The sequence below is a fragment of the Mesorhizobium sp. M1312 genome (genome assembly GCF_040318115.1).
Lineage (GTDB): Bacteria > Pseudomonadota > Alphaproteobacteria > Rhizobiales > Rhizobiaceae > Mesorhizobium.
Genome location: NZ_JAMYLQ010000005.1, coordinates 162,689 through 186,253 on the forward strand (window position 1 = coordinate 162,689; position 23,565 = coordinate 186,253).

At 63.1% G+C, this 23,565-nt stretch carries 21 protein-coding genes and 1 pseudogene; 13 read left to right on the top strand and 9 right to left on the bottom strand.

Annotated features, from left to right (window positions below; translation table 11 throughout):
• The first annotated feature begins 124 nt into the window (after window positions 1-124).
• Window positions 125-2,815: an aconitate hydratase AcnA gene (gene acnA / locus NKH36_RS09170; RefSeq protein WP_352961334.1), complete on the top strand. Its 2,691-nt coding sequence runs from the start codon at window positions 125-127 to the stop codon at window positions 2,813-2,815.
• Window positions 2,816-2,906: 91 nt separating this feature from the next.
• Here the strand turns inward: acnA and NKH36_RS09175 are convergent, their stop codons facing one another.
• Entirely contained in the window at window positions 2,907-3,578 is a 672-nt protein-coding gene (locus tag NKH36_RS09175; RefSeq protein ID WP_352961336.1) for a ceramidase domain-containing protein, read from the bottom strand.
• A gap of 178 nt (window positions 3,579-3,756) precedes the next feature.
• Here NKH36_RS09175 and NKH36_RS09180 point away from each other — a divergent pair, with 178 nt between their 5' ends.
• The gene (locus tag NKH36_RS09180) at window positions 3,757-4,575 is read left to right on the top strand and encodes a DUF1223 domain-containing protein (protein ID WP_352961338.1); all 819 of its coding nucleotides are present in this window, start codon (window positions 3,757-3,759) and stop codon (window positions 4,573-4,575) included.
• A 494-nt stretch (window positions 4,576-5,069) separates the two neighbouring features.
• The gene (locus tag NKH36_RS09185) at window positions 5,070-5,456 is read left to right on the top strand and encodes a DUF2794 domain-containing protein (protein ID WP_095484870.1); all 387 of its coding nucleotides are present in this window, start codon (window positions 5,070-5,072) and stop codon (window positions 5,454-5,456) included.
• 4 nt (window positions 5,457-5,460) lie between these two features.
• On the opposite strand, the gene NKH36_RS09190 is transcribed toward NKH36_RS09185, so the two are convergent.
• From NKH36_RS09190 to NKH36_RS09205, 4 genes are all read right to left on the bottom strand, one after another.
• Complete coding sequence (locus NKH36_RS09190) at window positions 5,461-6,030, bottom strand: GNAT family N-acetyltransferase (RefSeq protein WP_352961340.1); 570 nt, start codon at window positions 6,028-6,030, stop codon at window positions 5,461-5,463.
• A gap of 115 nt (window positions 6,031-6,145) precedes the next feature.
• Window positions 6,146-6,925 carry a Bax inhibitor-1/YccA family protein gene (locus NKH36_RS09195; RefSeq protein WP_352961342.1) on the bottom strand — a complete coding sequence of 260 codons (780 nt, stop codon included), beginning with the start codon at window positions 6,923-6,925 and terminating at the stop codon, window positions 6,146-6,148.
• Window positions 6,926-7,166: 241 nt separating this feature from the next.
• Window positions 7,167-9,665, bottom strand: coding sequence for an ABC transporter permease (locus tag NKH36_RS09200; RefSeq protein ID WP_352961532.1), 2,499 nt, complete (start codon window positions 9,663-9,665; stop codon window positions 7,167-7,169).
• Window positions 9,666-9,888: 223 nt separating this feature from the next.
• Window positions 9,889-10,584, bottom strand: coding sequence for an ABC transporter ATP-binding protein (locus NKH36_RS09205; protein ID WP_352961344.1), 696 nt, complete (start codon window positions 10,582-10,584; stop codon window positions 9,889-9,891).
• Between the two features lie 84 nt (window positions 10,585-10,668).
• On the opposite strand from NKH36_RS09205, the gene NKH36_RS09210 reads away from it, so the two are divergent.
• Both NKH36_RS09210 and thpR read left to right on the top strand, forming a co-directional pair.
• A complete protein-coding gene (locus NKH36_RS09210) occupies window positions 10,669-11,313 on the top strand; it encodes an arylesterase (RefSeq protein WP_352961346.1) in 645 nt (214 codons plus the stop codon).
• 139 nt (window positions 11,314-11,452) lie between these two features.
• The gene (gene thpR / locus NKH36_RS09215) at window positions 11,453-12,049 is read left to right on the top strand and encodes an RNA 2',3'-cyclic phosphodiesterase (RefSeq protein ID WP_352961348.1); all 597 of its coding nucleotides are present in this window, start codon (window positions 11,453-11,455) and stop codon (window positions 12,047-12,049) included.
• On the opposite strand, the gene NKH36_RS09220 is transcribed toward thpR, so the two are convergent.
• Entirely contained in the window at window positions 11,953-12,471 is a 519-nt protein-coding gene (locus NKH36_RS09220) for a low molecular weight protein-tyrosine-phosphatase (protein WP_352961350.1), read from the bottom strand. The two genes, thpR and NKH36_RS09220, sit on opposite strands and share 97 nt — an antisense overlap.
• Before the next feature lie 52 nt (window positions 12,472-12,523).
• On the opposite strand from NKH36_RS09220, the gene NKH36_RS09225 reads away from it, so the two are divergent.
• The 5 genes from NKH36_RS09225 (at window position 12,524) to NKH36_RS09245 (ending at window position 15,995) form a co-directional block, all read left to right on the top strand.
• On the top strand, window positions 12,524-12,820 hold the full coding sequence (locus tag NKH36_RS09225; protein WP_352961352.1) for a 4a-hydroxytetrahydrobiopterin dehydratase: 297 nt from the start codon (window positions 12,524-12,526) through the stop codon (window positions 12,818-12,820).
• A 165-nt stretch (window positions 12,821-12,985) separates the two neighbouring features.
• Window positions 12,986-13,348, top strand: a complete 363-nt coding sequence (locus NKH36_RS09230; protein ID WP_352961354.1) for a YkvA family protein — start codon at window positions 12,986-12,988, stop codon at window positions 13,346-13,348.
• Between the two features lie 234 nt (window positions 13,349-13,582).
• Window positions 13,583-14,086, top strand: coding sequence for an invasion associated locus B family protein (locus NKH36_RS09235; RefSeq protein WP_135934121.1), 504 nt, complete (start codon window positions 13,583-13,585; stop codon window positions 14,084-14,086).
• A 197-nt stretch (window positions 14,087-14,283) separates the two neighbouring features.
• A complete protein-coding gene (gene rlmN, locus NKH36_RS09240; RefSeq protein WP_352961356.1) occupies window positions 14,284-15,519 on the top strand; it encodes a dual-specificity RNA methyltransferase RlmN in 1,236 nt (411 codons plus the stop codon).
• A complete protein-coding gene (locus tag NKH36_RS09245; protein WP_352961358.1) occupies window positions 15,516-15,995 on the top strand; it encodes a hypothetical protein in 480 nt (159 codons plus the stop codon). Before rlmN ends, NKH36_RS09245 begins: the two co-directional genes overlap by 4 nt.
• On the opposite strand, the gene NKH36_RS09250 is transcribed toward NKH36_RS09245, so the two are convergent.
• Window positions 15,967-16,608, bottom strand: a complete 642-nt coding sequence (locus tag NKH36_RS09250) for a LysE family translocator (protein WP_352961360.1) — start codon at window positions 16,606-16,608, stop codon at window positions 15,967-15,969. The two genes, NKH36_RS09245 and NKH36_RS09250, sit on opposite strands and share 29 nt — an antisense overlap.
• A 184-nt stretch (window positions 16,609-16,792) precedes the next feature.
• Between NKH36_RS09250 and NKH36_RS09255 the strand changes: the two genes are divergently transcribed.
• The 3 genes and pseudogenes from NKH36_RS09255 (at window position 16,793) to leuB (ending at window position 20,469) form a co-directional block, all read left to right on the top strand.
• Entirely contained in the window at window positions 16,793-18,016 is a 1,224-nt protein-coding gene (locus NKH36_RS09255; RefSeq protein ID WP_352961362.1) for an argininosuccinate synthase, read from the top strand.
• A 695-nt stretch (window positions 18,017-18,711) separates the two neighbouring features.
• Window positions 18,712-19,094, top strand: a pseudogene (locus NKH36_RS09260) (RidA family protein).
• A 271-nt stretch (window positions 19,095-19,365) separates the two neighbouring features.
• A complete protein-coding gene (leuB, locus tag NKH36_RS09265) occupies window positions 19,366-20,469 on the top strand; it encodes a 3-isopropylmalate dehydrogenase (RefSeq protein ID WP_352961364.1) in 1,104 nt (367 codons plus the stop codon).
• Window positions 20,470-20,513: 44 nt separating this feature from the next.
• Here the strand turns inward: leuB and NKH36_RS09270 are convergent, their stop codons facing one another.
• The gene (locus NKH36_RS09270) at window positions 20,514-21,200 is read right to left on the bottom strand and encodes a DUF805 domain-containing protein (RefSeq protein WP_352961366.1); all 687 of its coding nucleotides are present in this window, start codon (window positions 21,198-21,200) and stop codon (window positions 20,514-20,516) included.
• A 435-nt stretch (window positions 21,201-21,635) separates the two neighbouring features.
• On the bottom strand, window positions 21,636-23,495 hold the full coding sequence (locus NKH36_RS09275; protein ID WP_352961368.1) for a DEAD/DEAH box helicase: 1,860 nt from the start codon (window positions 23,493-23,495) through the stop codon (window positions 21,636-21,638).
• Window positions 23,496-23,565: the final 70 nt, after the last annotated feature.

Consider the following 23,565-nt stretch of genomic DNA (forward strand, 5'->3'; position numbering starts at 1 on the left):
CCTTGAACGGCTCGGGTTGGCTGGGAACGGACAGCGGAAATGGCCGTACCCGCACCTTTGCGCGTGATTGCATGCCATCGGCGTCCGTTCCCTTTCAGGCTGAACAGACAAGGACGGATCACACGTGTCAAAATCCCTCGATAGTTTCAATTGCTGCCGCACGCTGACCGCAGGCGGCACCGACTATGTTTATTACGACCTTGTCGAGGCCGAGAAGAACGGCCTCACCGGCATCGCCCAGCTGCCCTATTCGATGAAGGTGCTGCTGGAGAACCTGCTGCGCAACGAGGACGGCCGTTCCGTCACCAAGGAGAGCATCCAGGCGGTCGCCGGCTGGCTGATCGACAGGGGCACCGCCGGCGTCGAGATTGCCTATCGCCCGGCCCGTGTGCTGATGCAGGATTTCACCGGCGTTCCGGCCGTGGTCGACCTGGCCGCCATGCGCGATGCCATGGTCTCGCTCGGCGGCGACCCGCAAAAGATCAATCCGCTGGTGCCCGTCGACCTGGTCATCGATCACTCGGTCATCGTCGATGAATTTGGCACGCCGCTGGCTTTCGCCCGCAATGTCGAGCTTGAGTACGAGCGCAACGAGGAGCGCTACAAGTTCCTGAAATGGGGCCAGCAGGCCTTCCGCAATTTCCGCGTGGTGCCGCCCGGCACCGGGATCTGCCACCAGGTCAATCTCGAATATCTCGGCCAGGTGGTGTGGACCAACACTGAAGGCGGCGAAACCACCGCCTATCCCGACACCTGCGTCGGCACTGATTCGCACACCACCATGATCAACGGCCTTGGCGTGCTCGGCTGGGGCGTCGGCGGCATCGAGGCCGAGGCCGCCATGCTCGGCCAGCCCGTCTCCATGCTGTTGCCCGAAGTCATCGGCTTCCGCCTCACCGGCAGACTCAGGGAAGGCGTCACCGCCACCGACCTCGTGCTCACCGTCACCCAGATGCTGCGCAAGAAGGGCGTCGTCGGCAAGTTCGTCGAGTTCTTCGGTCCGGGGCTGTCCAACATGACGCTGGCCGACCGCGCCACCATCGGCAACATGGCGCCCGAATATGGCGCCACCTGCGGCTTCTTCCCGGTTGATGGCGAAACCATCCGCTACCTCACCATGTCCGGCCGCGAGGAAAGCCGCATCGCGCTGGTCGAGGCGTATGCCAAGGCGCAAGGCATGTGGCGCGATACCAGCTCTGCCGACCCGGTCTTCACCGACCTGCTCGATCTCGATCTCGGCAGTGTCGTGCCGTCGATGGCCGGCCCCAAGCGTCCGGAAGGCCGGGTCGCGCTGGAAGGCATTCCGGCCGGCTTTGTCAAGGCGATGGAAACCGAATACAAGAAGGCCGCCGAAATCGACAGGCGCTATGCCGTCGAGGGCACCGATTACGACCTTGGCCATGGCGACGTCGTCATTGCCGCCATCACCTCCTGCACCAACACCTCGAACCCGAGCGTGCTGATCGGCGCCGGGCTTTTGGCACGCAACGCCAACCGGCTCGGGCTCAAGCAGAAGCCGTGGGTCAAGACATCGCTGGCGCCGGGCAGCCAGGTCGTCGCCGAATATCTGGAGAAATCCGGCCTGCAGAAGGAACTCGACCAGATCGGCTTCAATCTGGTCGGCTTCGGCTGCACCACCTGCATCGGCAATTCCGGCCCGTTGCCGGCGCCGATCTCCAGGACGATCAACGATAAAGGTTTGATCGCTGCCGCGGTGCTTTCCGGCAACCGCAATTTCGAAGGCCGCGTCTCGCCCGACGTGCAGGCGAACTACCTCGCCTCGCCGCCGCTGGTCGTCGCCCACGCGCTGGCCGGGACCGTGACCAAGGACCTGACCACCGAGCCGCTCGGCGAGGACCGTGACGGCAACCCGGTCTACCTCAGGGACATCTGGCCGAGCTCGGTCGAGATTCAGGAGTTCATCGAGAAGAACGTGACGCGCGAACTGTTCGCCCGCAAATATGCCGATGTCTTCAAGGGCGACGAATACTGGCAGAACGTCAAGGCGCCGGAGGGCCAGACCTACGCCTGGGACGACAATTCGACCTATGTGCAGAACCCGCCCTATTTCGCCGGCATGACGTCAGGCTTTGGCACAATCGAAGACATCAAGGGCGCACGCGTGCTCGGCCTGTTAGGGGACAAGATCACCACCGACCACATCTCACCGGCCGGCTCGATCAAGGCGGCCTCGCCGGCCGGCAAGTACCTCATGGATCATGGCGTCGGCGTTGCCGACTTCAACCAGTACGGCACACGGCGCGGCAATCACGAGGTGATGATGCGCGGCACCTTCGCCAACATCCGCATCCGCAACCACATGCTGGGCGAGAACGGCCGCGAGGGCGGCTACACCATCCACTATCCGTCGAAGGAAGAGAGATCGATCTACGACGCCGCCATGGAGTACAGGAAGGAAGGCGTGCCGCTGGTCATCTTCGCTGGTGTCGAATACGGCAACGGCTCGTCGCGCGATTGGGCGGCCAAGGGCACCAACCTGTTGGGTGTTCGCGCCGTCATCGCTCAGTCGTTCGAGCGCATCCACCGCTCGAACCTGGTCGGCATGGGCGTCATCCCCTTTGTTTTCGAGGAGGGCACCTCATGGGCCTCGCTCAACCTCCAGGGCGACGAACTGGTCGAGATCGACGGACTGAGCGCCATCAAGCCGCGCCAGAAGATGGTCGCGAAAATCACCTATAGCGACGGCACGGTGAAGAACATTCCGATCATCTGCCGCATCGATACGCTGGACGAGCTCGACTACTTCAAGAACGGCGGCATCCTGCAATATGTGCTGCGCGATCTGGCAGCATAGGAATTAGGGAGTAAGGGAGTAGGGCAGTAAGGGAGTAGGGAAGACATTCCCCTATTCCCCTATTCCCCTATTCCCCTATTCCCCTATTCCCCTATTCCCCTACCTTTGGCGCTCCGAAACGCGCCGCCGCCGCCAGCAGCACGCCGAGCATCAGCCCGTTGAGGACGTGCCACAGGAAATGCGTGCCGAGCGGGAAGCTGCCGCAGACCAGCGGATCGATCATCCTGAAGATGACCGACACAACGAAGATCGCCGAGCCGGCCAGATTGTACCAGCCGGCCCGGTTGCCGCTCGCCGCCACTATGACGCCGAAGAAGGCGAGCGCCAGGAAGGGCGGCAGATAGCCGGTCGTGCCGTTTGATGCCTGGCGCAGCCAGTCCGGCACCGCCCAGGTCAACAATCCGGTGACGGCATAGAAGGCGACGAAGATGGCGGTTGCCTTGCCCCATTTCATGCCGAGGAAACGGCGCAGGTTGAACAGCGTGTAGGCCAGCGTGAACCCGGCGATCGGCAGCACGTCGGCCCACACCGTGCCATGGTTGGCAAAGGTGTGGAACAGCGCCGAGCCGATGCCAATCGCCACCACCCACCAGGCCAGAACTTCGGCGAAGATGCCGGTGCCACGCCGGCGCACCTCTCGGAGACCCCACAGCCCGGCGACAAGAAAAGCCAGATTGGTCAGTGCGTTGACCGGCTCGGCCCAGAGCTCCGGCCCGACCCGCTCGCAGTACAGGTCGACCGGCGTCAGGAGAGTTTGCCACATGCTGATTGTTGCCCGAATCGGTATCTACCCTGAAGTGTAGCCCGTCCTGTTGCGCGCTTGCAGTTGGTTGCAGCGCTAAAATTTCACCGCAACGTGACTTCCCGTTGACTGCCGCTTCTGCCACATATTTCGCCAATCAGAATAAAGCCGGCCATCACCGGCGGGAGTCGAAACGGCTATGACACCTCGAAGACCATTGCGGCTTGCGGCATTGGCGCTGGCCCTCTCGGTGTTTGCCGGCGCTGGACTTGGCGGCAGTGCGCTTGCCGGCGAGGCCGACAAGCCCCAGGCTGACAAAGCCTCGACTGACGAACCGTTGGGTGTGGTCGAGCTCTTCACCAGCCAGGGCTGCAGTTCCTGCCTGCCGGCCGATGAATTCTTTGCCGAGCTTGCCACCAAGGAGAACATCGTCGCGCTCGCCTATCATGTCGACTACTGGGATTATCTCGGTTGGAAGGACACGCTGAGCCGCAAGGAGAACACCGAGCGGCAATATGAGTATATGCGTGCCTTCGGCAGCCGCTCGGTCTATACGCCGCAGGCCGTCATCAATGGCCGCAGCCATGTCAACGGCGCCAGCCGCAAGGAAGTCGACGGCGCGCTCGCCCGCATGGAGAGATCAGGCGAAGGCATGCGGGTCAGCATCAAGGTCAGCCGAACCAGCGACCGCGTCACGATCGACGCCGGCGATGCCGGGACCGGCCCCAGCGATGCCCATGTCGTCATCGTCTATTTCGACCCGCCGCAGACGATCAAGATCGGCAAGGGCGAAAACACCGGCCGCAGCATGACCTACTGGAACGCCGTCTCCGGCATCCAGACCGCCGGCATGTGGCACGGCAAGGCGCAGCGCTACGAATTGCCGATGAGCGTGATTTCCAAGAAAGGCGGCTGCGCCGTGCTGCTGCAATCGGTGGGCAAGGACGGCCTGCCGGGTCCCATTCTGGGCGCCGCCTTAATCCACAAGCCTTTACCGGCTGCGCATTCTCGCCCGTAGCATTTTGCAGCCAAACGTCTTCGTTTGGCGTCCGACAAAATGCGTTAAATAGTAAGAGAGCGCGGATTTGGTTCCACCAAAACGCAAAGCGCTCTCGGCGTCCGCTTCCATCCAGGCATAAAAAACCGGCGTCAGCTTGCTTCTGACGCCGGTCATTTAGGTTTTGGGATCGTCGCACTCGATTTTTCGCAGGGAAAACCGAGGTTGGTTCGATCCGACGCAGACCCGTGGGCGGGGGGCTTGGGGTTTACGAGCCAGTGCCGGACCGAACCGTCTCAGGCAACACCCGTAAATTCGTCGGACATTGGGGCATTAGCGCGGATAAAAGAAGGCAGGATTGTGGCGAAGCATCACCAATTCCAACGGGCGTTTTATAAACGTGACTGGACACCGGGGAAACGGTGCGCCGCCAGCCTTTGTCCGGGTGGGCTTGCAATTCCACGGCGAAAGCGCCAACTTTGATTGGTGTAAGATTCATTCGAAGGGATCGAGGCATGACTGATCACGGCAGTGGGACGGAGGATGGGGACGCATCCGCAATACTGATCCCGCTGCATGAGGCAAGACGCGAACGCCTCGACCAACCGGTGCGGTTCGACCGGCGTGAATTGGACCAGATCCTGAGGCTTTACGGGCGCATGGTCGCCGCCAATGAATGGCGCGACTACGCCATCGACCATCTCACCGACCGCGCCGTCTTTTCCGTCTTCCGTCGCACCAGCGAGGTGCCGCTGTTCCAGATCGTTAAGGATCCGAAGCTGGCGCGCCGGCAAGGCGCATTCGCCGTTATTGCCGCTGGCGGCCGCATCCTCAAGCGCGGCCAGGAACTTGGCCGCGTGCTCGGCGTCTTCGACCGCACGCTGAAGCTGGTCGAGGCCTAGCTACTTATTGCTGCTGGCGGAATCTCCGTTCCGGCAACGAGTTGGGATCGGGCGGAACCAGAGCTCCGTCATTCATCGGCAGCTGCATGAACACCGTGTCGAGCCAGCGTCCGTGCTTGTAGCCGGAGCCTTCCAGGCGGCCCGAATGGCGAAAGCCTAGCTTTTCATGCAGCCGCACCGAGGCACTGTCCGGCCGACCGTCGCCGATCACCGCGATGATCTGGCGGAAGCCCGCCGCCTCGGCCGCCTCGATCAACCCTTGCATCAGCTTGAGCCCGATGCCATGGCCCTTGGCCTCGGGCGCGACATAGACAGAGTCCTCGACGACAAACCGGTACGCAGGCCGCGCCCGGAAGGGGCCGGCATAGGCATAGCCGAGCACAATGCCGTCTTTTTCCGCCACCAGATAGGGAAAGCCGCCCGCCATCAAACTGTCGAAGCGTTGGCCCATCTCGGCGCGATCAGGCGGCTCCATTTCGTAGCTCGCCGTGCCATGGGTCACCGCATCGGCATAGATATCCGTGATCCGATCGAGATCGGCCGAAGACGCAGGCCGTATCGTGATGCTGCTCATAATTTATGCAAGTCGTTCATCTGCCTTCCATCACAGCAAAGGTCGGCACAAAAGGAAAGGGCGGCCTTTGGGCCGCCCTTTCCAAAATCGCTGGTCCAGAGACGCAGGGACCGTTTTAACGGCGGTCGCCCATGAACTGCAGCAGGAACATGAACAGGTTGATGAAGTCGAGATAGAGCCTCAGAGCACCCATGATCGCCTTGCGGCCGGCGACATCAGTCTCGTCGCCCTCGAAATACATCTCCTTGATGTTCTGCGTATCGTAGGCGGTGAGGCCTGCGAAGATCAGCACGCCGATCGCCGAAACGGCGAAGGAAAGCGCCGACGACTGCAGGAAGATGTTGATCACCATCGCGATGATCAGACCAACCAGGCCCATGATCAGGAACGAACCGAACCCGGAAAGGTCACGCCTGGTCGTGTAGCCGTAGAGCGACAGCCCGCCAAAGGCGGCGGCGGTGGCGAAGAAGGTCTGCGAGATACTGGCGGTGGTGTAGACCAGGAAGATCGACGACAGCGACAGGCCGACGAGGCCGGCATAGACCCAGAACGTCGTCTGCGCAGCCGAAACGCTCATCGACTGGACACGGAACGACAGGAACATCACCGCTGCCAGCGGGGCAAAGATCACCAGCCATTTCAGCGGCGAGCCGAAGATCGCGTAGCCGAAGGAGGTCAACATGTCGCCATTCGGCAGCGTGGCGACCGCCGAAGCCGGATCGGTGGTGGTGGCCAGCATGATCGTTCCGACCGCGGCGAGGCCGGTGATGAGGAGGCCAAGCCCCATCAGATTGTAGACCTTGATCATATAGGCGCGCAGGCCCTGGTCGATAGCAGCATCGACGCCGGCGCCGGGCACGGCACGCGTCTGATAATTGCGAACGGGTTCAGCCATGGAAATCCTCATATTGCTTCTGCCCCGTCCGGTGTCCGGCCCATTTGGACCGCGGCGCCGCTGGCGGGGCTCCAGCATGCCTGCAGCGAAATATGATGGTTATTGGCGTCAAGAACAAGACCGTAACCGAGCGTAATGCTTCGTGAAGACCCGAAAATCCGCATTTATCGGCCTTCCGAAGCCCAACATTAACAAGATTTAACCGAATCTTGGTCGCGTTGAGCCTGGATATGCTTGCAGATCAAAGGTTGCGCAGCACCGGCGCCGCCTTGTGACCCAGCACCCGCCAGGTGCCGGCGAGGCCAATTCCGACCGTGACCACCAGCGCAAAGACGATGGTTGCCACCGCCACATCAGGCATGAAATGCGATGGCAGCGTCATCACGCGCGCGACAACGAACCACGCGGCAACCCCGCCTGCCGCCAGCGCGAACATCGCAGTGGCGAGGCCGATCAGCATGTATTCCAGCGAAAAGGCCGCGATCAGCGTTTTCCTGGTGGCGCCCAGCGTCTTCAGCACCACCGCGTCGTGGATCCGGGCCCGATTGCCGGCAGCCAGTGCGCCGGCCAGCACCAGCACCGAGGCGATCAGCGCCACGCCGGCCGCGGCCCTGATCGCGGTGCCGAGTTGCGCCACCAGCCGGTTGACGATGTCGAGCGCGTCCTTGACCCTGACTGTCGTCACCGCGGGAAAGGCACGGGTGACGGCGTTGAGAAGCCGGGCATCGTCGGCCGGCGACGCGCCCTTTTCGGTCAGCGTCGCCAGCCAGCTATGCGGCGCGCCGGCAAATGTGCTGGGCGAGAACACCATGACGAAGTTGATGCCCATGGTCTCCCATTCGACCTGGCGGAAGTTGGCGATCTTCGCCGTCACGTTGCGGCCAAGCACGTTGACGCTGATGGTGTCGCCGAGTTTCAGCCCGATCTCTTTGCCTTCCTCGGCCGAAAACGACACCAGCGGCTCGCCGGCATAATTGTCCGGCCACCATGTCCCTTCGGTCAGCGTCGCATTCGCGGGAATGCTGGCCTCGTAGGTCAGCCCGCGATCGCCGCGCAGCACCCAGGCTCCTTCCGGCGCAACCCTGACCTTGTCGACGTCGACGCCGTTCAGCGCCATCACCCGGCCGCGCAGCATCGGCACCTTGACCAGCGTGCCCTGCGGCGCTTGCCTGCTGACCAGCGCGGAGAACGCATCGACATCGCTGCTCTGGATATCGACGAAGAAGAAGTTCGGCGCCCGTTCCGGCAGGCTGCCGGAAATCTGCCGCCTGAGATTGCCGTCGATCAGCGCCAGCGTCACCAGAAGTGTCAATCCCAGTCCCAGCGACAGCACCACCGACGGCGTCAACGCACCTGGCCGATGAATGTTGCCGATGGCTAGCCGAAGCGCCGTCGAGCCAACGCGCGGGCTTCTTTTGGCGGCCCACTGCACCAGCGCGCCGACGATGCGCAGCACCAGGAAAGCGAAAATGGTGGCGCCGACGAAGATCGAGGCGATATAGCGGTCGCCGGAAAACAGAATGGCCAGCGCCGCCAGGAGCAGCGTGATGCCGAGCGCCGCCGCCGTGTAGAGTGGGCGCGGAAAACCGCGGCCCTCAAAACCCATTTCGCGAAACAGCGCCGTCGCCGGCACGTCGCGCGCACGGCCGAGCGGCAGCAAGGCGAAAGCCAGCGTCACCAGCAGCCCGAACAGCGCCGCCATGCCAAGCGCGCCGGGATAGAACCCACCTTCCGCCGGCACCGGAATGACCGACCGGGGTACCGCGCTCGCCGCAAACGGCATCAGCGCGCCAAGCACAAGGCCGAGCGTGATGCCGAGCGCGGCGATCATCAGTATCTGCACCAGGTATACGGTAAAGACGAAACCGCCCGAGGCGCCCAAGCTCTTGAAGGTGGCGATGACGCTGCGCTTGCCGTCGAGATAGGCGCGCACCGCATTGGCGACGCCAACGCCGCCGACCACCAGTGCCGTCAGCCCGACCAGCGTCAGGAACTGCGAGAACCGTTCGATGTTGGAAGACAACGCCGGCGCCGCGTTGCTGCGCGTGCGGATCGACCAGCCGGCCTCGGGAAAATCCTCGGCGGCCTGATCCTGGATCATCTTGATACGCGCTTCGCTGGCGCCGCTGGGCAGCCGGACCTTGTAGGCGTTCTCGACCAGGCTGCCGGGCTGGATCAGGCCGGAAGCGGCAAGTCCGTCCGTCGAGATCATCAGCCGCGGCGCAAAGCCGAAGCCGTCGGATATCGCGTCCGGCTCGTTGATGAGCCTGGCGCGCAGTTCGAATGTGGCGCTGCCGAGCTTCAACCGGTCGCCGACCCCCAGGTTCAGTCGTTCGAACAACAGGTCGGGTGCGGCGGCGCCGAAAACACCGGATTTTTCGCCGAACAATTCCTGCTTCGACAACGCCGGCTCGGTCATCAGCGCGCCATAGAGCGGATAGGCCCCATCGACCGCCTTGGCCTCGACCAGCGCCTGATCGGAACCGTCCTGGAGCCGCGCCATCGAACGCATGTTGGCGCTGTGCGAGACCGTGCCCAGCCGGTCGAGAAAGACGTGCTCGGCTTGCGTCGCAGCGCGCTGATTGAGCTGGAAACGAAGGTCGCCGCCGAGCAGCGACTGGCCTTCGTTGGCGACACCGGCGGTAATCGCCCGGGCCACGGAATTGACGCCGCCGATCGCCGCGACGCCAAGCGCGATGCAGGCAAGGAAGATCAGGAAACCGGACAGCCCGCCGCGCATCTCGCGCAGCGAAAAGCGGAAGGCGAGTGAAAAGGTGCGCGCCCAAGTGCCCCCCTCATCCAGCCGCGGAGCCTGTCCTCGGGCTTGCCGGAGGGAAGACCCGTGGGCGTCCACCTTCTCCCTGAGGGGAGAAGAGGTCGCCAACGCCGGCGCCAGCCTCTTCTCCCCGCCGGGGAGAAGCTGGCCCGAAGGGCCGGATGCGGGGGTCTTGTCAGCCATTGCGCTACGCCGTCACTTTAAGCAACGGCGTGTCCTCGATCCGGCCCGACCGCATCGACACCTGCCGGGAGCAGCGTGCGGCAAGCACCGGATCGTGCGTGACCAGCACCAGCGTCATGCCGCGCTCGGCCGCTTTGGCGAACAGAAGATCGGCGATCTGCCGTCCCGTTGTCTGGTCGAGATTGCCGGTCGGCTCGTCGGCGATCAGGATGCGCGGCGACGGCGCCAGCGCCCGGGCGATCGCCACACGCTGCTGTTCGCCGCCGGACAATTCGCCGGGATAGTGGGTGACGCGGTCGCTCAAGCCCACCGCCTCCAGCTCCCGCGCCGCTACCCCGAACGGATCGGCATGACCGGCAAGTTCCAGCGGCACTGCGACATTTTCAAGCGCCGTCATGTTGGGAATGAGATGAAAGGACTGGAAGACGATGCCAATGTTTCGCCCGCGAAACGACGCGATTTGATCTTCGCTCTTGCCGTTCAGCAATTCGCCGGCAATTCGTACCGTGCCCGAATCGACCCTTTCCAGGCCGGCAAGAACCATGAGCAGCGTCGACTTTCCCGAGCCTGACGGACCGACGATGCCGGTCGCCTCGCCATCAGCCACATCGAGGCTGACACCTTTCAGCACATGAACGGAAGACGCTCCCTCGCCGAGCGTCAGCGATACGTTTTTCAGCGCGATGACGGCTTCTGTCAAAATAAAATCGTCCTATATGGGAGAGGGGAGGCTGGAATTCCGCCTGCCGCCAAAAACGTCCTTTCGTCATATGGGGCCTGCCGCATGGCTTTCAAACACACACTTGCCGCAGTCTTCATCCTTTTCCTTGGAATTTGCGGCGCCATTTCGTCGGCGCGCGCCGAGCCCTTGGAGATCGTCGGTTTCGGCGACAGCCTGATGGCGGGCTTTGGCCTCGGACCAGACGAAGGTTTCACCCAGAAACTTGAGGCAGCACTTCGCGCCAAGGGCCACGATGTGACCGTCGCCAATGCCGGTGTCTCCGGCGATACGTCGAGTGGAGGCCTGTCGCGGCTCGACTGGTCGGTGCCGGACGGCACGCAGCTCGTCATCCTCGAGCTCGGCGCCAACGACATGCTGCGCGGCGTTTCTCCCGCCATCACGCAAAAGAATCTGGACGCCATGCTGGCGAAGCTGAAGCAGCGCAAGATCGCCGTGCTGCTGGCCGGCATGCGCGCCGCACCCAATCTCGGCGCCGACTATCAGAACGGCTTTGACGCGATCTTTCCGGAACTGGCGGAAAAATACGGCGTCCCGCTCTATCCGTTCTTTCTCGACGGCGTCGCCGGCGAGCCCGCCTTCCAACTCGAGGACGGTCTGCACCCGAATGCCAGGGGCATCGACCGGATGGTCGAGCGCATACTGCCGGATGTCGAAAAAGCCATTGCCGTAGTTAAGGGCAACTCTTGAAGGACTGAATTTCGATGAGGGTACGCATTCCCCGGACGATTTGATTTTAGGCCAGGTGCGACCAACAAACCGCTTGCCCCGCTCGATTTTCGATGATTCGCTAGGGACAAGAGTTCGATTCGAGGACAGGAGGCTTACCATGCCGCGTCTTTTCACCGCCCTCGAAATCCCGCGTGACGCCGCCCTTTCGCTGTCCCTGCTCCGGGGCGGCCTGCCCGGGGCCCGCTGGATCGACGTCGAAAACTACCATTTGACGCTGCGCTTCATCGGCGATGTCGAAGGCCATGTCGCCGACGAGATCGCCAACGCGCTCGACCGTGTCCACCGCCCATCCTTCGCGCTGACACTGTCCGGCGTCGGCGCCTTCGGCCAGAAGAAGCCGCACGCGGTGTGGGCCGGCGTCTCCGCCTCGCCCGATCTTTCGGCACTGCAAGCCGAAATCGAGCGCATCTGCCAGCGCCTCGGCATCCCCGCCGATCCGCGCAAGTTCATGCCGCATGTGACCTTGGCGCGCTTACGCAATTCGAGCCCGCTCGATGTCGCCCAGTATCTTTCGGCACGCGGCAATTTTTCGACGCTGCCCTTCCGTGTCAGCCGCTTCGTCCTGATGTCGTCGCGCGATTCGGTCGGCGGCGGACCCTACATCGTCGAGGAGGCCTGGCCGCTGTCGGACGCCGACAGCCGTGCCTCGAGCCGCGTCGCCAGCGCCTCCGACGCTTCGCGGATCATGCGGTAGACCGAGGCAAACGCCTCCGGCCCCTCGTGGTAGGGATCGGGCACGTCGCTCACCCTTCCCTGCGCGAACTCCAGGAACAGATGGACCCGGTCGCGCATGGCGGCGGGCACCAGCGCTTTCAGATCCCGGAGATTCGATCGGTCCATGGCAAGAAGCAGGTCGAAACGCGAGAAATCGTCCGGCGTCAGCTTGCGCGCCTTCTGTCCGGAAATATCGATGCCGTGCCGCTCTGCGATCGACATCGAGCGCGGGTCGGGTGCCGAGCCGGCTTCCCAGTCGCTGGTTCCGGCCGAATCAAGCAGGATATCCCGATCGAGACCGCGCTCCGCCAGGACGGCGCGCAACACGCCTTCGGCCAACGGTGAGCGGCAGATATTGCCGAGACAGACGAAAAGAATGGATTTTATCGGCTTTGCGCTCATCGATCCGGCACTATGCTGAAGACTGCGAATCCAGATAGCACGGGAAACGACTATGACGAGAGAGAAACTGAGCAAGGAGGCGGTCGCCGAGGCGCTGGCCGGGCTCGACGGCTGGTCGCTGGCCAGGGACGGCGGCTCGATCGCGCGCACCTTCACCTTCAGGAATTTTTCCGAAGCCTTCGCCTTCATGACCCGCGTCGCCCTGGCGGCGGAGAAGATGGACCATCACCCCGACTGGTCGAATGTCTACAAGACCGTGAACGTGACGCTGAACACCCATGATGCCGGCGGCCTGACCGCGCTCGATTTCGAACTGGCCAAGACGATAAACCGCTATTTCGGCGGTTGAGCCAATGCATGTCGCCCAAAACCTGCCCTCAGGCTTGACCCGGGTGCGCAGCGGTTGGGATAACGACATGATGAAAAGTCAGCATCTTGCAGCGCGGTTCGGGTTTCACCACATTTCCATCGCGGCCGCGCGTGGAGCCACGCGACGGCCGGCAAGGAGAGACTGATGGCGCAAAAATCCGGTTTTGATTTCTTCGGCTTTGGCGGCAAGCCCGGCGATGCGAGCGAAGTGCGCGAGAAATTCTGGCGCACGGCCAAGAGGGCTGCCCGACAGATCCCGTTCATGGAAGAGTTGGTCGCCGCCTACTACTGCGCCATGGACAAGAAGACGCCATTGCGCGCCAAGGGCATCCTGGTGGCGGCGCTCGGCTATTTCGTGCTGCCGGCTGACGTCATCCCCGACTTCGTCTTGGGACTGGGCTTTACCGACGACATCGCGGTGCTGACCGCCGCGATCACCACCGTCAAAGCCCACATCACAACAGCGCATCGGCGCGCCGCCAAGCAGGCGATTGCCGACAACAGCTGAGCCGGCGATAAGTCAGAAAAGTCAAACTCTTGCCGCTTTCGTGGAATCCAAGTCGCGAAAGGGATGTTGCAACTGCCGCTTTTGGAGCGACGGGCGCAAGATGGCGGCGGTTTCCTGGGTGTATCTCCTTTTCCTGAAGGGAAGTTCACCGTTTGGTAACCCAGATTAAATCAAAATGAAGCGACGGGCAGGACGCCGAGCCGGCCTGCCTCCGCACCATATATGGGAAAAGCGATGCGCGGATTGATTGCTACAATTTCGAGCCTGGTCCTGGTGGCCATGACAGCGCCCGCTCTGGCGCAGTCGGCGACCAAGATCGGCCAGCACAATGCCTGGGGCACTTACAGCTACCAGGCGTCGGGCGGCAAGGTTTGCTACGTGTTGACCGTGCCGACCGACAAGCAGCCGCCGACGCTTGACCATGGCGACATGTTCTTCTTCGTCAGCCAGCGGCCGGGACAGCAGGTGTCCTATGAACCGCAATTCATCGCCGGCTACAATTTCCAGGAAAACTCCAAGGCCACCGTCACCATTGACGGCAAGAGCTTTTCGATGTTCACCCGCGGCAAGTCCGCCTGGGTCGAGAACGCAGCCGAGGAGCCGGTGCTCATCGCCGCGATGAAGTCCGGCAGCGACATGAGGGTGCAGGCGAAATCCGGCCGCGGCAACACCACCACCTATGTCTTTTCGCTGAAAGGCATTTCGGCGGCGCTGTCATCCATCGCCAAGTGCAAATAGCCATAGGCGAAGCGGAGTTTGAGCAAGGGCCGGGCCGCAAGCCCGGCTTTCTGCTTTTTAGAACGCCGCTGGCCGGCACATTGGGCGCGCCTTGTATCGCCGTCACCATGACTCCGCCATCAACCTGTGCTATGCGCCGCGCTTCATTTCCAGCACGATGCTGTAATCGGCCGTAAATCGCTTATATCAGTGCAACAATGACCCTTTCATTTGATCTCACCACTGAGGGCGCCCGTGACGCGTTGCGCGCCCGCGCCACGCCGGCCGAAAAACCGTCGCTGATCGGCCTGACCCGGGCCGAGCTTGGCGCAGCCCTCGTTGCGTCCGGCATCGTGCCGGAGCGCCAGGCCAAGATGCGCGCCCAGCAGCTCTGGCACTGGATGTATGTGCGCGGCGTCTCCGACTTTGCCGGCATGTTTAACATATCCAAGGATTTGCGCGCCGAGCTCGACAAGCATTTCACCGTCGCCAGGCCCGAGATCGTCGAGGAGCAGATTTCCTCCGACGGCACGCGCAAATGGCTGTTTCGCTTTCCGCCGCGCGGCGCCGGCCGGCCGGTCGAGATCGAGACCGTCTACATTCCCGAGGAAGGCCGCGGCACGCTCTGCATCTCGTCGCAGGTCGGCTGCACGCTGACCTGTTCCTTCTGCCACACCGGCACGCAGAAGCTGGTGCGAAACCTGACCGCCGAGGAAATCCTCGCCCAGCTTTTGACCGCCCGCGACCGGCTCGGCGATTTCCCCGACCGCGACACGCCCGACGGCGCCATCGTGCCGGCCGAGGGCCGGAAAGTGTCCAACGTCGTCATGATGGGCATGGGCGAGCCGCTCTACAATTTCGAGGCGGTGAAGAAGGCGCTGCTGATCGCGTCCGACGGCGACGGCTTGTCGCTGTCGAAAAGACGCATCACGCTGTCGACCTCCGGCGTCGTGCCGGAGATCTTCCGCACCGGCGAGGAGATCGGCGTCATGCTGGCGATCTCGCTGCACGCCACCAATGACGATCTGCGCGACCTTTTGGTGCCGATCAACAAGAAATATCCGTTGAAAGAGCTGATCGCCGCCTGCCGCGCCTATCCCGGCCTGTCGAACGCCCGGCGCATCACTTTCGAATATGTGATGCTGAAGGACGTCAACGATTCGATCGAGGACGCCAAGGGGCTGATCAAGCTGCTCAAGGGCATTCCGGCCAAGATCAATCTGATCCCGTTCAACCCTTGGCCAGGCACCAACTACCAGTGCTCTGACTGGGAGACGATCGAGAAATTCGCCGACTACATCAACAAAGCCGGTTATGCCTCGCCGATCCGCACGCCGCGCGGCCGCGATATCCTCGCCGCCTGCGGCCAGCTCAAGTCGGAGTCCGAGCGCATGCGCAAGGTCGACCGGCTGGCGCTGGAAGCGTTGATGATCGCGGGGCACGGCGAGGCGTGACCCGTCTCGTGGCCTATCTCGTCCGCTTCGTCGTCATCCTGATCGGCTATGTCGTCGCCGCGCTGGCCGCCAGCGCGTTCCTCAACATCACGTTCCTGGCCTCTCTGGGGCTGATGACGGACGAGACGCAGCCGGCAGCGCAGGCCTCGCTGTGGTTTTCCGTTCCGTTCGTCGCACTGTTCGTCGCCTATTTCGCCTTCATGCCGGCAGCCATCGCCATCCTCGTCTCCGAGATCTTCGGCCGGCGCGACTGGCTGTCCTATGCGCTGGCCGGTGCTGCGGTCGCCGCGGTTTTCCTCGGCTTCGCCTACCAGACGGCCGATGCCAATTTCGAGATCACCGAGCCGCGCGTCGTCGCTGCCGTGATCGGCTGCGGTATGGTCGGTGGCATTTTTTACTGGCTGAGCGCCGGGCGCTGGGCCGGGAGCTGGCGCGAAATCGGAAACCCTATTTTGCCTGGGCCGTCAGGATCTTGAGCGCGAAGGCCGAAAACACCCCGGCGAACAGATAGTCGACGACGCGCGTCACCCGCGGGCTGGTCTTCATCGCCGTCGAGAACTTTTCTGCTGCAAAGACCATCGGGGCTGTCACCGGGATCGACAGCACCACGAACATTGCGCCGAGGAAGAACAGCTTTCCGGGCGCGTTCGGGTCGTGCGCGGAGACGAACTGCGGCAGGAAGGTCATGAAGAACAGAATGATCTTCGGGTTGAGCAGATTGACACCGAGCCCCGCCGCCCAAGCGCGGAACAGCGAAATCTCAGGCCCGGTCTTCTTCTCTGGTGAAAACGCCGACCCCTTGGTGATCGCCTGCCAGGCCAGGAAAACGAGATAGCCGGCGCCGAAGATCTTCAGGGCCAGGAAGGACATCGGCGAGGCGACGATCAGCGCCGAGATGCCGACCACGACCAGCGTGGTGTGAATCAGCGTGCCGCACAGCGCGCCCGCCATAGAGGCAAAGCCGGTGGCGCGGCCATGGCTCAGCGTGCGCGAGACGAACAGCGTCATGTCGGGACCAGGCGTGATCGCCAGGATCACGGTGGCGATGGCGAACTGGATCAGCGTGGTGGTGTCGGGAATGAAGGACATGGGCGGGCCTCTGGATGAAGAAGGCGCAGCCTATACCGCAAGCGCCTTCTCGGCACCAGCGACTGGCCGGCACCACGGCTGATCCAATATGCCAACAGCGACCGGGGGGCCGTTCGTCCCTTGCGCTAGCCGGAACCGGCGTGATACCTCGCCCGCGAAGAACCCCGTCGCGGAACCGCCCAAAATGTCAAAAGCAAAAGCCGTCAAGAAAGTCGTGCTCGCCTATTCCGGCGGCCTCGACACCTCCATCATCCTGAAATGGCTGCAGACCGAGCTCGGCGCCGAGGTCGTCACCTTCACTGCCGATCTCGGCCAGGGCGGCGAGCTGGAGCCAGCGCGGCGCAAGGCCGAGATGATGGGCATCAAGGACATCCGTATCATGGATGTCCGCGAGGAGTTCGTTTCCGACTTCGTCTTCCCGATGTTCCGCGCCAATGCCGTCTATGAGGGCACCTACCTGCTCGGCACCTCGATCGCGCGGCCGCTGATCTCCAAGCACCTCGTCGAGATCGCCAAAGAAACCGGCGCCGATGCGATCGCCCACGGCGCCACCGGCAAGGGCAACGACCAGGTCCGTTTCGAGCTCTCGGCCTATGCGCTCAACCCCGACATCAAGGTCATCGCGCCGTGGCGCGATTGGTCCTTCAAGTCGCGCACCGACCTGATCAACTTCGCCGAGCAGCACCAGATTCCGGTGCCGAAGGACAAAAAGGGCGACGCGCCGTTTTCGGTCGACGCCAACCTGCTGCACTCGTCTTCCGAAGGCAAAGTGCTGGAAGACCCGTGGAGCGAGCCGCCGGAGTTCGTCCACCAGCGCACCATCTCGCCGATGGACGCGCCGGACAAGGTCACCGAGATCGAAATCGAATTCCTGAAAGGCGATCCGATCGCGCTCGATGGCAAGAAACTGTCGCCGGCGACGATGCTGGCTGCACTCAACGATCTCGGCCGCGACAACGGCATCGGCCGGCTCGACCTTGTCGAGAACCGTTTCGTCGGCATGAAATCGCGCGGTGTCTACGAGACCCCCGGCGGCACCATCCTGATATCAGCCCACCGGGCGATCGAATCGATCACGCTGGATCGCGGTGCGGCCCACCTCAAGGACGAGTTCATGCCGCGCTATGCCGAGCTGATCTACAACGGCTTCTGGTTCGCGCCCGAGCGGCTGATGCTGCAGGCGATGATCGACAAGAGCCAGGAGGATGTCGAAGGCACGGTGCGGCTGAAGCTCTACAAGGGCAACGTCATCGTTACCGGCCGCAAGTCGAAGAAGACGCTCTATTCCGATGCGCTGGTCACCTTCGAGGACGACCGCGGCGCCTACGACCAGAAGGACGCCGAAGGCTTCATCCGCCTCAACGCGCTGAGATTGCGAACGCTGGCGGCGCGCAATCGTAAAAGCTAGCCAGTTTCTCTGTACAGAGGGATTTGGCTCTTTGACTGAGTCAGAGAGGACTATGGGCGGTCGCTGGCGACCGCCTGCCCCAGCCGCCAATCTCCAGCGTCTGCGATTAGCCGTAAGCCCCTGCGCCTTCGTCATCCTAGGGCGAAGCAAGGAGCGAAGCGACGCGGCGCAGACCCTGGGATCCATTCCGTGACTTCAGCCGTAGTATGCTGCGGCTCAGAACGGCGCTTGTATCCACCACTGCGCCAATGGAAGACCAATCCAGAATAGGTCGAGCTTTTTCGCGGAACGGGGTGGTAGCGTTCGGTTCCGCAGGAGCACTGCCGCGAGGTAACGGCATGGATCCAAGGGTCTGCGCCTCGTCGCTTCGCTCCTTGCTTCGCCCTAGGATGACGAAGTGGAGGATGTTTCGGCCAATCTCGAATGTCCTTGCGCCCTGCCATGGAATCGCCGCTGAAAACAATCGACGTTCGCTGTCGCTCGGCTTCCGGGACGAAGACCACTGCGTTGGCCGATGCCTGTTCCGCTGGTGGGCCTTGAGGAGTTCGAGCTGCCTCGCTCGGACCTCGCTGCGATCGAACGCAGGGCCGACATGCCTGCCCATCACGGTTTGCACTGTCGATTCGTCCCGCCTGGCCCCTAGCCGGAAGGCACTTCTTCAGCTCAATATTGCCTAAGGAATATGCGAGGGAACCATGCGAAAACTGATCTCCACCGGCTCGCCCTTCGAGAAGGCCGCCGGTTATTCGCGCGCCGTGGTACAGGGCGACTGGTGTTTCGTTTCCGGGACGACCGGCTACGACTATGCCACCATGTCGATGCCGGAGACGGTCGAGGCGCAGACGCGCAATTGCCTGGCGACGATCGCCAAGGCGTTGCAGGACGGCGGCTTCGAGATGGCCGATGTGGTGCGGCGCATTACTACATCACCGACGCGGCTTTCGTGGACATCGTCTTTCCAATCCTCGGCGAGGCCTTTGGCGACATCAGGCCGGCGGCAACGATGATCGTCTGCCAACTCAACAAGCCGGAAATGAAGATCGAGATCGAAGTGACGGCACTCAAGCGCACGGCCTGAGCGCGGCGGCCGTGCAGAAGCTTGCGCACCGGCGGCAGGACAGCGCCGCCTCTGTCCGGCAGGACTGATGGGGGCGCCAAGGTCGCCAAAGATGCTCTGAACCAAACGCTTGCGCGCCAGCCTCTTGGCGGTTAGCAAGGCCGCGGCTCACGACAGCGCCGCGCGTCCTTTTGGACACGCAATGGAGGCTGTAGCATTTTGGTTCTGCGCATGATCCTTTCCGAAATCGATTCCGATTTCGGGGTCATGCGCCACAATTGGGACGGTTCCGATGGCTTCGAAAAATCTTCTCCTGCTCGCCGGCGACGGCATCGGCCCCGAGGCGATGGCCGAGGTGAAGAAGCTGATATCAGCCATGAACGACAGGCTCGGAAGCGGTTTCGTCACCGATGAGGGGCTGGTTGGCGGCTGCGCCTATGACGCACATGGCGCGGCGATTTCCGATGCCGACATGGCCAAGGCGATGGCTGCCGACGCGGTGCTGTTCGGCGCCGTCGGCGGGCCGAAATGGGATGCGGTGCCTTATGAAGTGCGCCCCGAAGCCGGACTGCTGCGGCTGCGCAAGGATATGGAGTTGTTCGCCAATCTCAGGCCCGCCATTTGCTATCCGGCGCTGGCGGCGTCCTCCTCGCTCAAGCAGGAGGTGGTCGAAGGGCTCGACATTCTGATCGTGCGCGAGCTCACCGGCGGCGTCTATTTCGGCGAGCCCAAGCAGATCATCGATCTCGGCAACGGCCAGAAGCGCGGCATCGACACGCAGGTCTACGACACGTTCGAGATCGAGCGCATCTCGGGCGTTGCCTTCGAGCTGGCGCGGACACGCAAAAATCACGTCACCTCGATGGAAAAGCGCAATGTGATGAAATCCGGCGTGTTGTGGAACGAGGTCGTCACGCAGACCCACAAGGCTAGATATGCCGACGTCAAGCTCGATCACATGTTGGCCGATGCCGGTGGCATGCAGCTGGTGCGCTGGCCCAAGCAGTTCGACGTCATCGTTACCGACAATCTGTTCGGCGACATGCTGTCCGACATCGCCGCCATGCTGACCGGCTCGATCGGCATGCTGCCTTCGGCGTCGCTCGGCGCGCCGGATGCCAAGACGAAAAAGCGCAAGGCGCTCTATGAACCGGTGCATGGCTCGGCGCCCGACATATCAGGCAAGGGCATCGCCAACCCGATCGCCATGATCGCCTCCTTCGCCATGTGCATGCGCTATTCCTTTGGCATGGTGGCTGAAGCCGACCGCCTGGAAAGCGCCATCGCCGCCGTGCTCGATCAGGGCTTGCGCACCAGAGATATCTTGTCCGACAACATGACCGAAGTCGGCACCACTGAGATGGGCGACGCGATCATCGCCAAGTTCCTGGACTGAGCCTGTGGCGGTCGACGTCCGCTGGGCGACGACCGGGGATGCAGCTAGGCCCTGACGCACGCCGGCACCGGGCCCCACTGGTTTACACGAGCCTGCGTCGGGATCAGCGCAAAGACCAGGATGATCAGCCCGCCGATGGTCGGGATAAACACCACCAGAAAAAGCCAGCCGGTCAAGCCGATGTCGTGCAGGCGACGCACGTTCAGTCCGATCCATGGCGGGATCGTCGCCAGCACAAACGCGCCGCAAACACCGACCGTCACTGCCGGCAATTCGTCAAGATGGCCCATGGCGTCGTCGATGAAGAGGCCGACGCCGACGACCACGATCAGTGCGGTCGTCCAGAACAGCAGATAACCCCAATATTCCTTGCGGCGGGCACGGCCGGCGAAATTGAAGTAATTTTCAGTCAGGCCCCGCCAGAAGTAGCTCCACAGACTGGTGGCGCAACAATTTTCAGCGGACCGGCCGAAACGTTGCGGCGCCCCGGGCGCATTCTCGGCTTGAGACGGGACGACGGTTGCGGCGGCCGGCGGACTGGCGGTTTGGGCGCGGATCGGAAAAACGTCGCGTGCCCGTCCGCCAGCCGGCTGGAACTCGATGGCCGCGCCTCTGGCCATCGACGCCTCGCGGCGCAGATCCTCGCGCGCGAAAGTATAGCGGTTGCCGTCGGCTCCGGTAATGAAACCGAAGCCCTGGTCCTCGTCATAGTGAAGCACTTCACCGCGCATGCCTTGCCCCTGTTCCCGCTGCCCAGACTGTTCAAAGTTGCGGCAGACCGCAAGGGTGGGTGTGTGTGTGCGAAATGCAGGTGCTGGCCGCAGGCAGCCTATCCATGCCTTCGTCATCCTAGGGCGGAGCGAACGCGAAGCGGAGCGCAGACCCTAGGATCCATTCCGTGACATTAGCCGAAGAACGCAGCGTTTCGGAATGGAGCTTCCACCGGCTGCGAAGAAGCACCCGATTCTGGTCCGCCGGAGCACTGCCGCAGGGTAACGGCATGGATCCCAGGGTCTCCGCGACGTCGCTTCGCTCCTGCTCCGCCCTAGGATGACGAAGTGAGGATGTCCCGGCCAATCTCCAAGGGTTTGCGATCTGATACGGAACCAGCGGTCGACGTTCACTGTCGTTCGGTTCCAACCCGTCAAGATTACTGTGTCAAGGAACTACCCCGGCCGTTTCTTCGACTTCTTGTGCTTCGCCGGTGCGCCTTCGAACTTCGCCTTCGCTGCCTTCCCTGCCCACGGCTTTGCCTCAAGCGCGGCGGGGCGCTGCTCGGCTGACGGTGCGCGCTTCTCGAATTTCGGCTTGGGCGCCTTCTGGTCGAACGTACGCTTGCCGCGGTGTGGTTTCTTGTCCGGCCGTGGCTCCTGGTAGCCGGCCCGCGACAGGTCGGGCGTGCCATCCAGCCGCTTCACCGCGATATTGTTCTGCAGCTTGCGGTCGGGCCCGATCGCAGCGAGAAAGCGGTCGGCCCAATCGGCGGCGATCTGTACGAAGGTTTCCTCCGGCTGCATCTTGATGGCGCCGATCTCGCGCTTGCTGATGCCGCCAGTCCGGCACAGCATCGGGATCAGCCAGCGCGGCTCGGCATTCTGCCGGCGCCCCACCGACAGCGAAAACCAGACGCTGTCGCCGAAATCGTCGCGGCGGCTTGGCGCCTCGTCGCGACGAGCGGATCTGTCGCCGGAAGGCCGCTCGCCCGACGGCGTGAACGGCGCGACGTCAAGAAGATCCTCGGGCGCCGAGCGGCTGGAGCGGCACAAGCGCACGAACGCGGCGGCCACCTGTTCGGGGCCGTGCTGCTCGAGAAGCGCATTGATGAAGCCGCGCTCCTCTTCCTTCACCGGTTCGCCGAAGGCCGGGTCGGCGAGAATACGCTCGTCATCGCGTCGTATCACGTCGTCGGCCGAAGGCGGGCTTGCCCATGTCGCCGCAAGGCCAGCACTTTGCAGCAGCCGTTCGGTGCGCCTGCGGGCATTGTTGGGCACGATCAGCGCACTGACACCTTTGCGTCCCGCCCGTCCGGTCCGCCCGCTCCGATGCAGAAGCGTGTCCGGATTGGTCGGCAGGTCGGCGTGGATCACCAGTTCGAGATTGGGCAGGTCGATGCCGCGTGCCGCCACGTCGGTGGCGATGCAGACCTTGGCGCGGCCGTCGCGCATCGCCTGCAGCGCGTGGCTGCGCTCGTTCTGGCTCAGTTCGCCAGAGAGCGCCACGACGGAAAAGTTGCGGTTGTTGAAGCGCGCGGTCAGGTGATTGACGGCGGCGCGCGTGTTGCAGAACACCAGTGCGTTCTTCGCCTCGTAGTAGCGCAGCACGTTGATGATGGCGTTTTCCCGATCGGGCTGGGCTACGCTCAGCGCCCGATACTCGATGTCGAGATGCTGCTTCTCCTCGCCCGAGGCCGAGATGCGCACCGCGTCGCGCTGGTAGCCTTTGGCCAGCGTGGCGATGGAGCGCGGCACGGTGGCCGAAAACATCAGCGTGCGGCGCTCGGCAGGGGCGGCGTCGAGGATGAATTCCAGATCCTCGCGAAAGCCAAGATCGAGCATCTCGTCGGCCTCGTCGAGCACCACGGCCTTGAGCGCCGACATGTCGAGCGAATTGCGGGTGATGTGGTCGCGCAGCCGGCCAGGCGTGCCGACGACGATATGGGCGCCGCGCTCCAGCACGCGCCGCTCGGTGCGCATGTCCATGCCGCCGACGCAGGATGCCACGGTGGCCCCGGTCAGCTCGTAGAGCCATTCCAGCTCGCGCGTCACCTGCAGGGCCAATTCCCGCGTCGGCGCCACGGCCAGCGCCAGCGGTGCTGCGGCGTGTGAAAAGCGCTCGGCGCCATTGAGAAGTGTTGGCGCCAGAGCCAGCCCGAAGGCGACGGTCTTGCCGGAGCCGGTCTGCGCCGAAACCAGCGCATCGGCCTGCCCGAGTTCGAGAACCGCCTTCTGCACCGGTGTCAGCTCGACATAGCCGCGTTTTTCCAGCGCCTTTGCCAGCGCGGGGACAATAGCTTCGAAATTGGACATGTGCTTCTTTCGGAATTCGGATTCTTTTATGCCCGGCAATGGGCCACCTGCCGGCGGGCGCCAGGAGCGC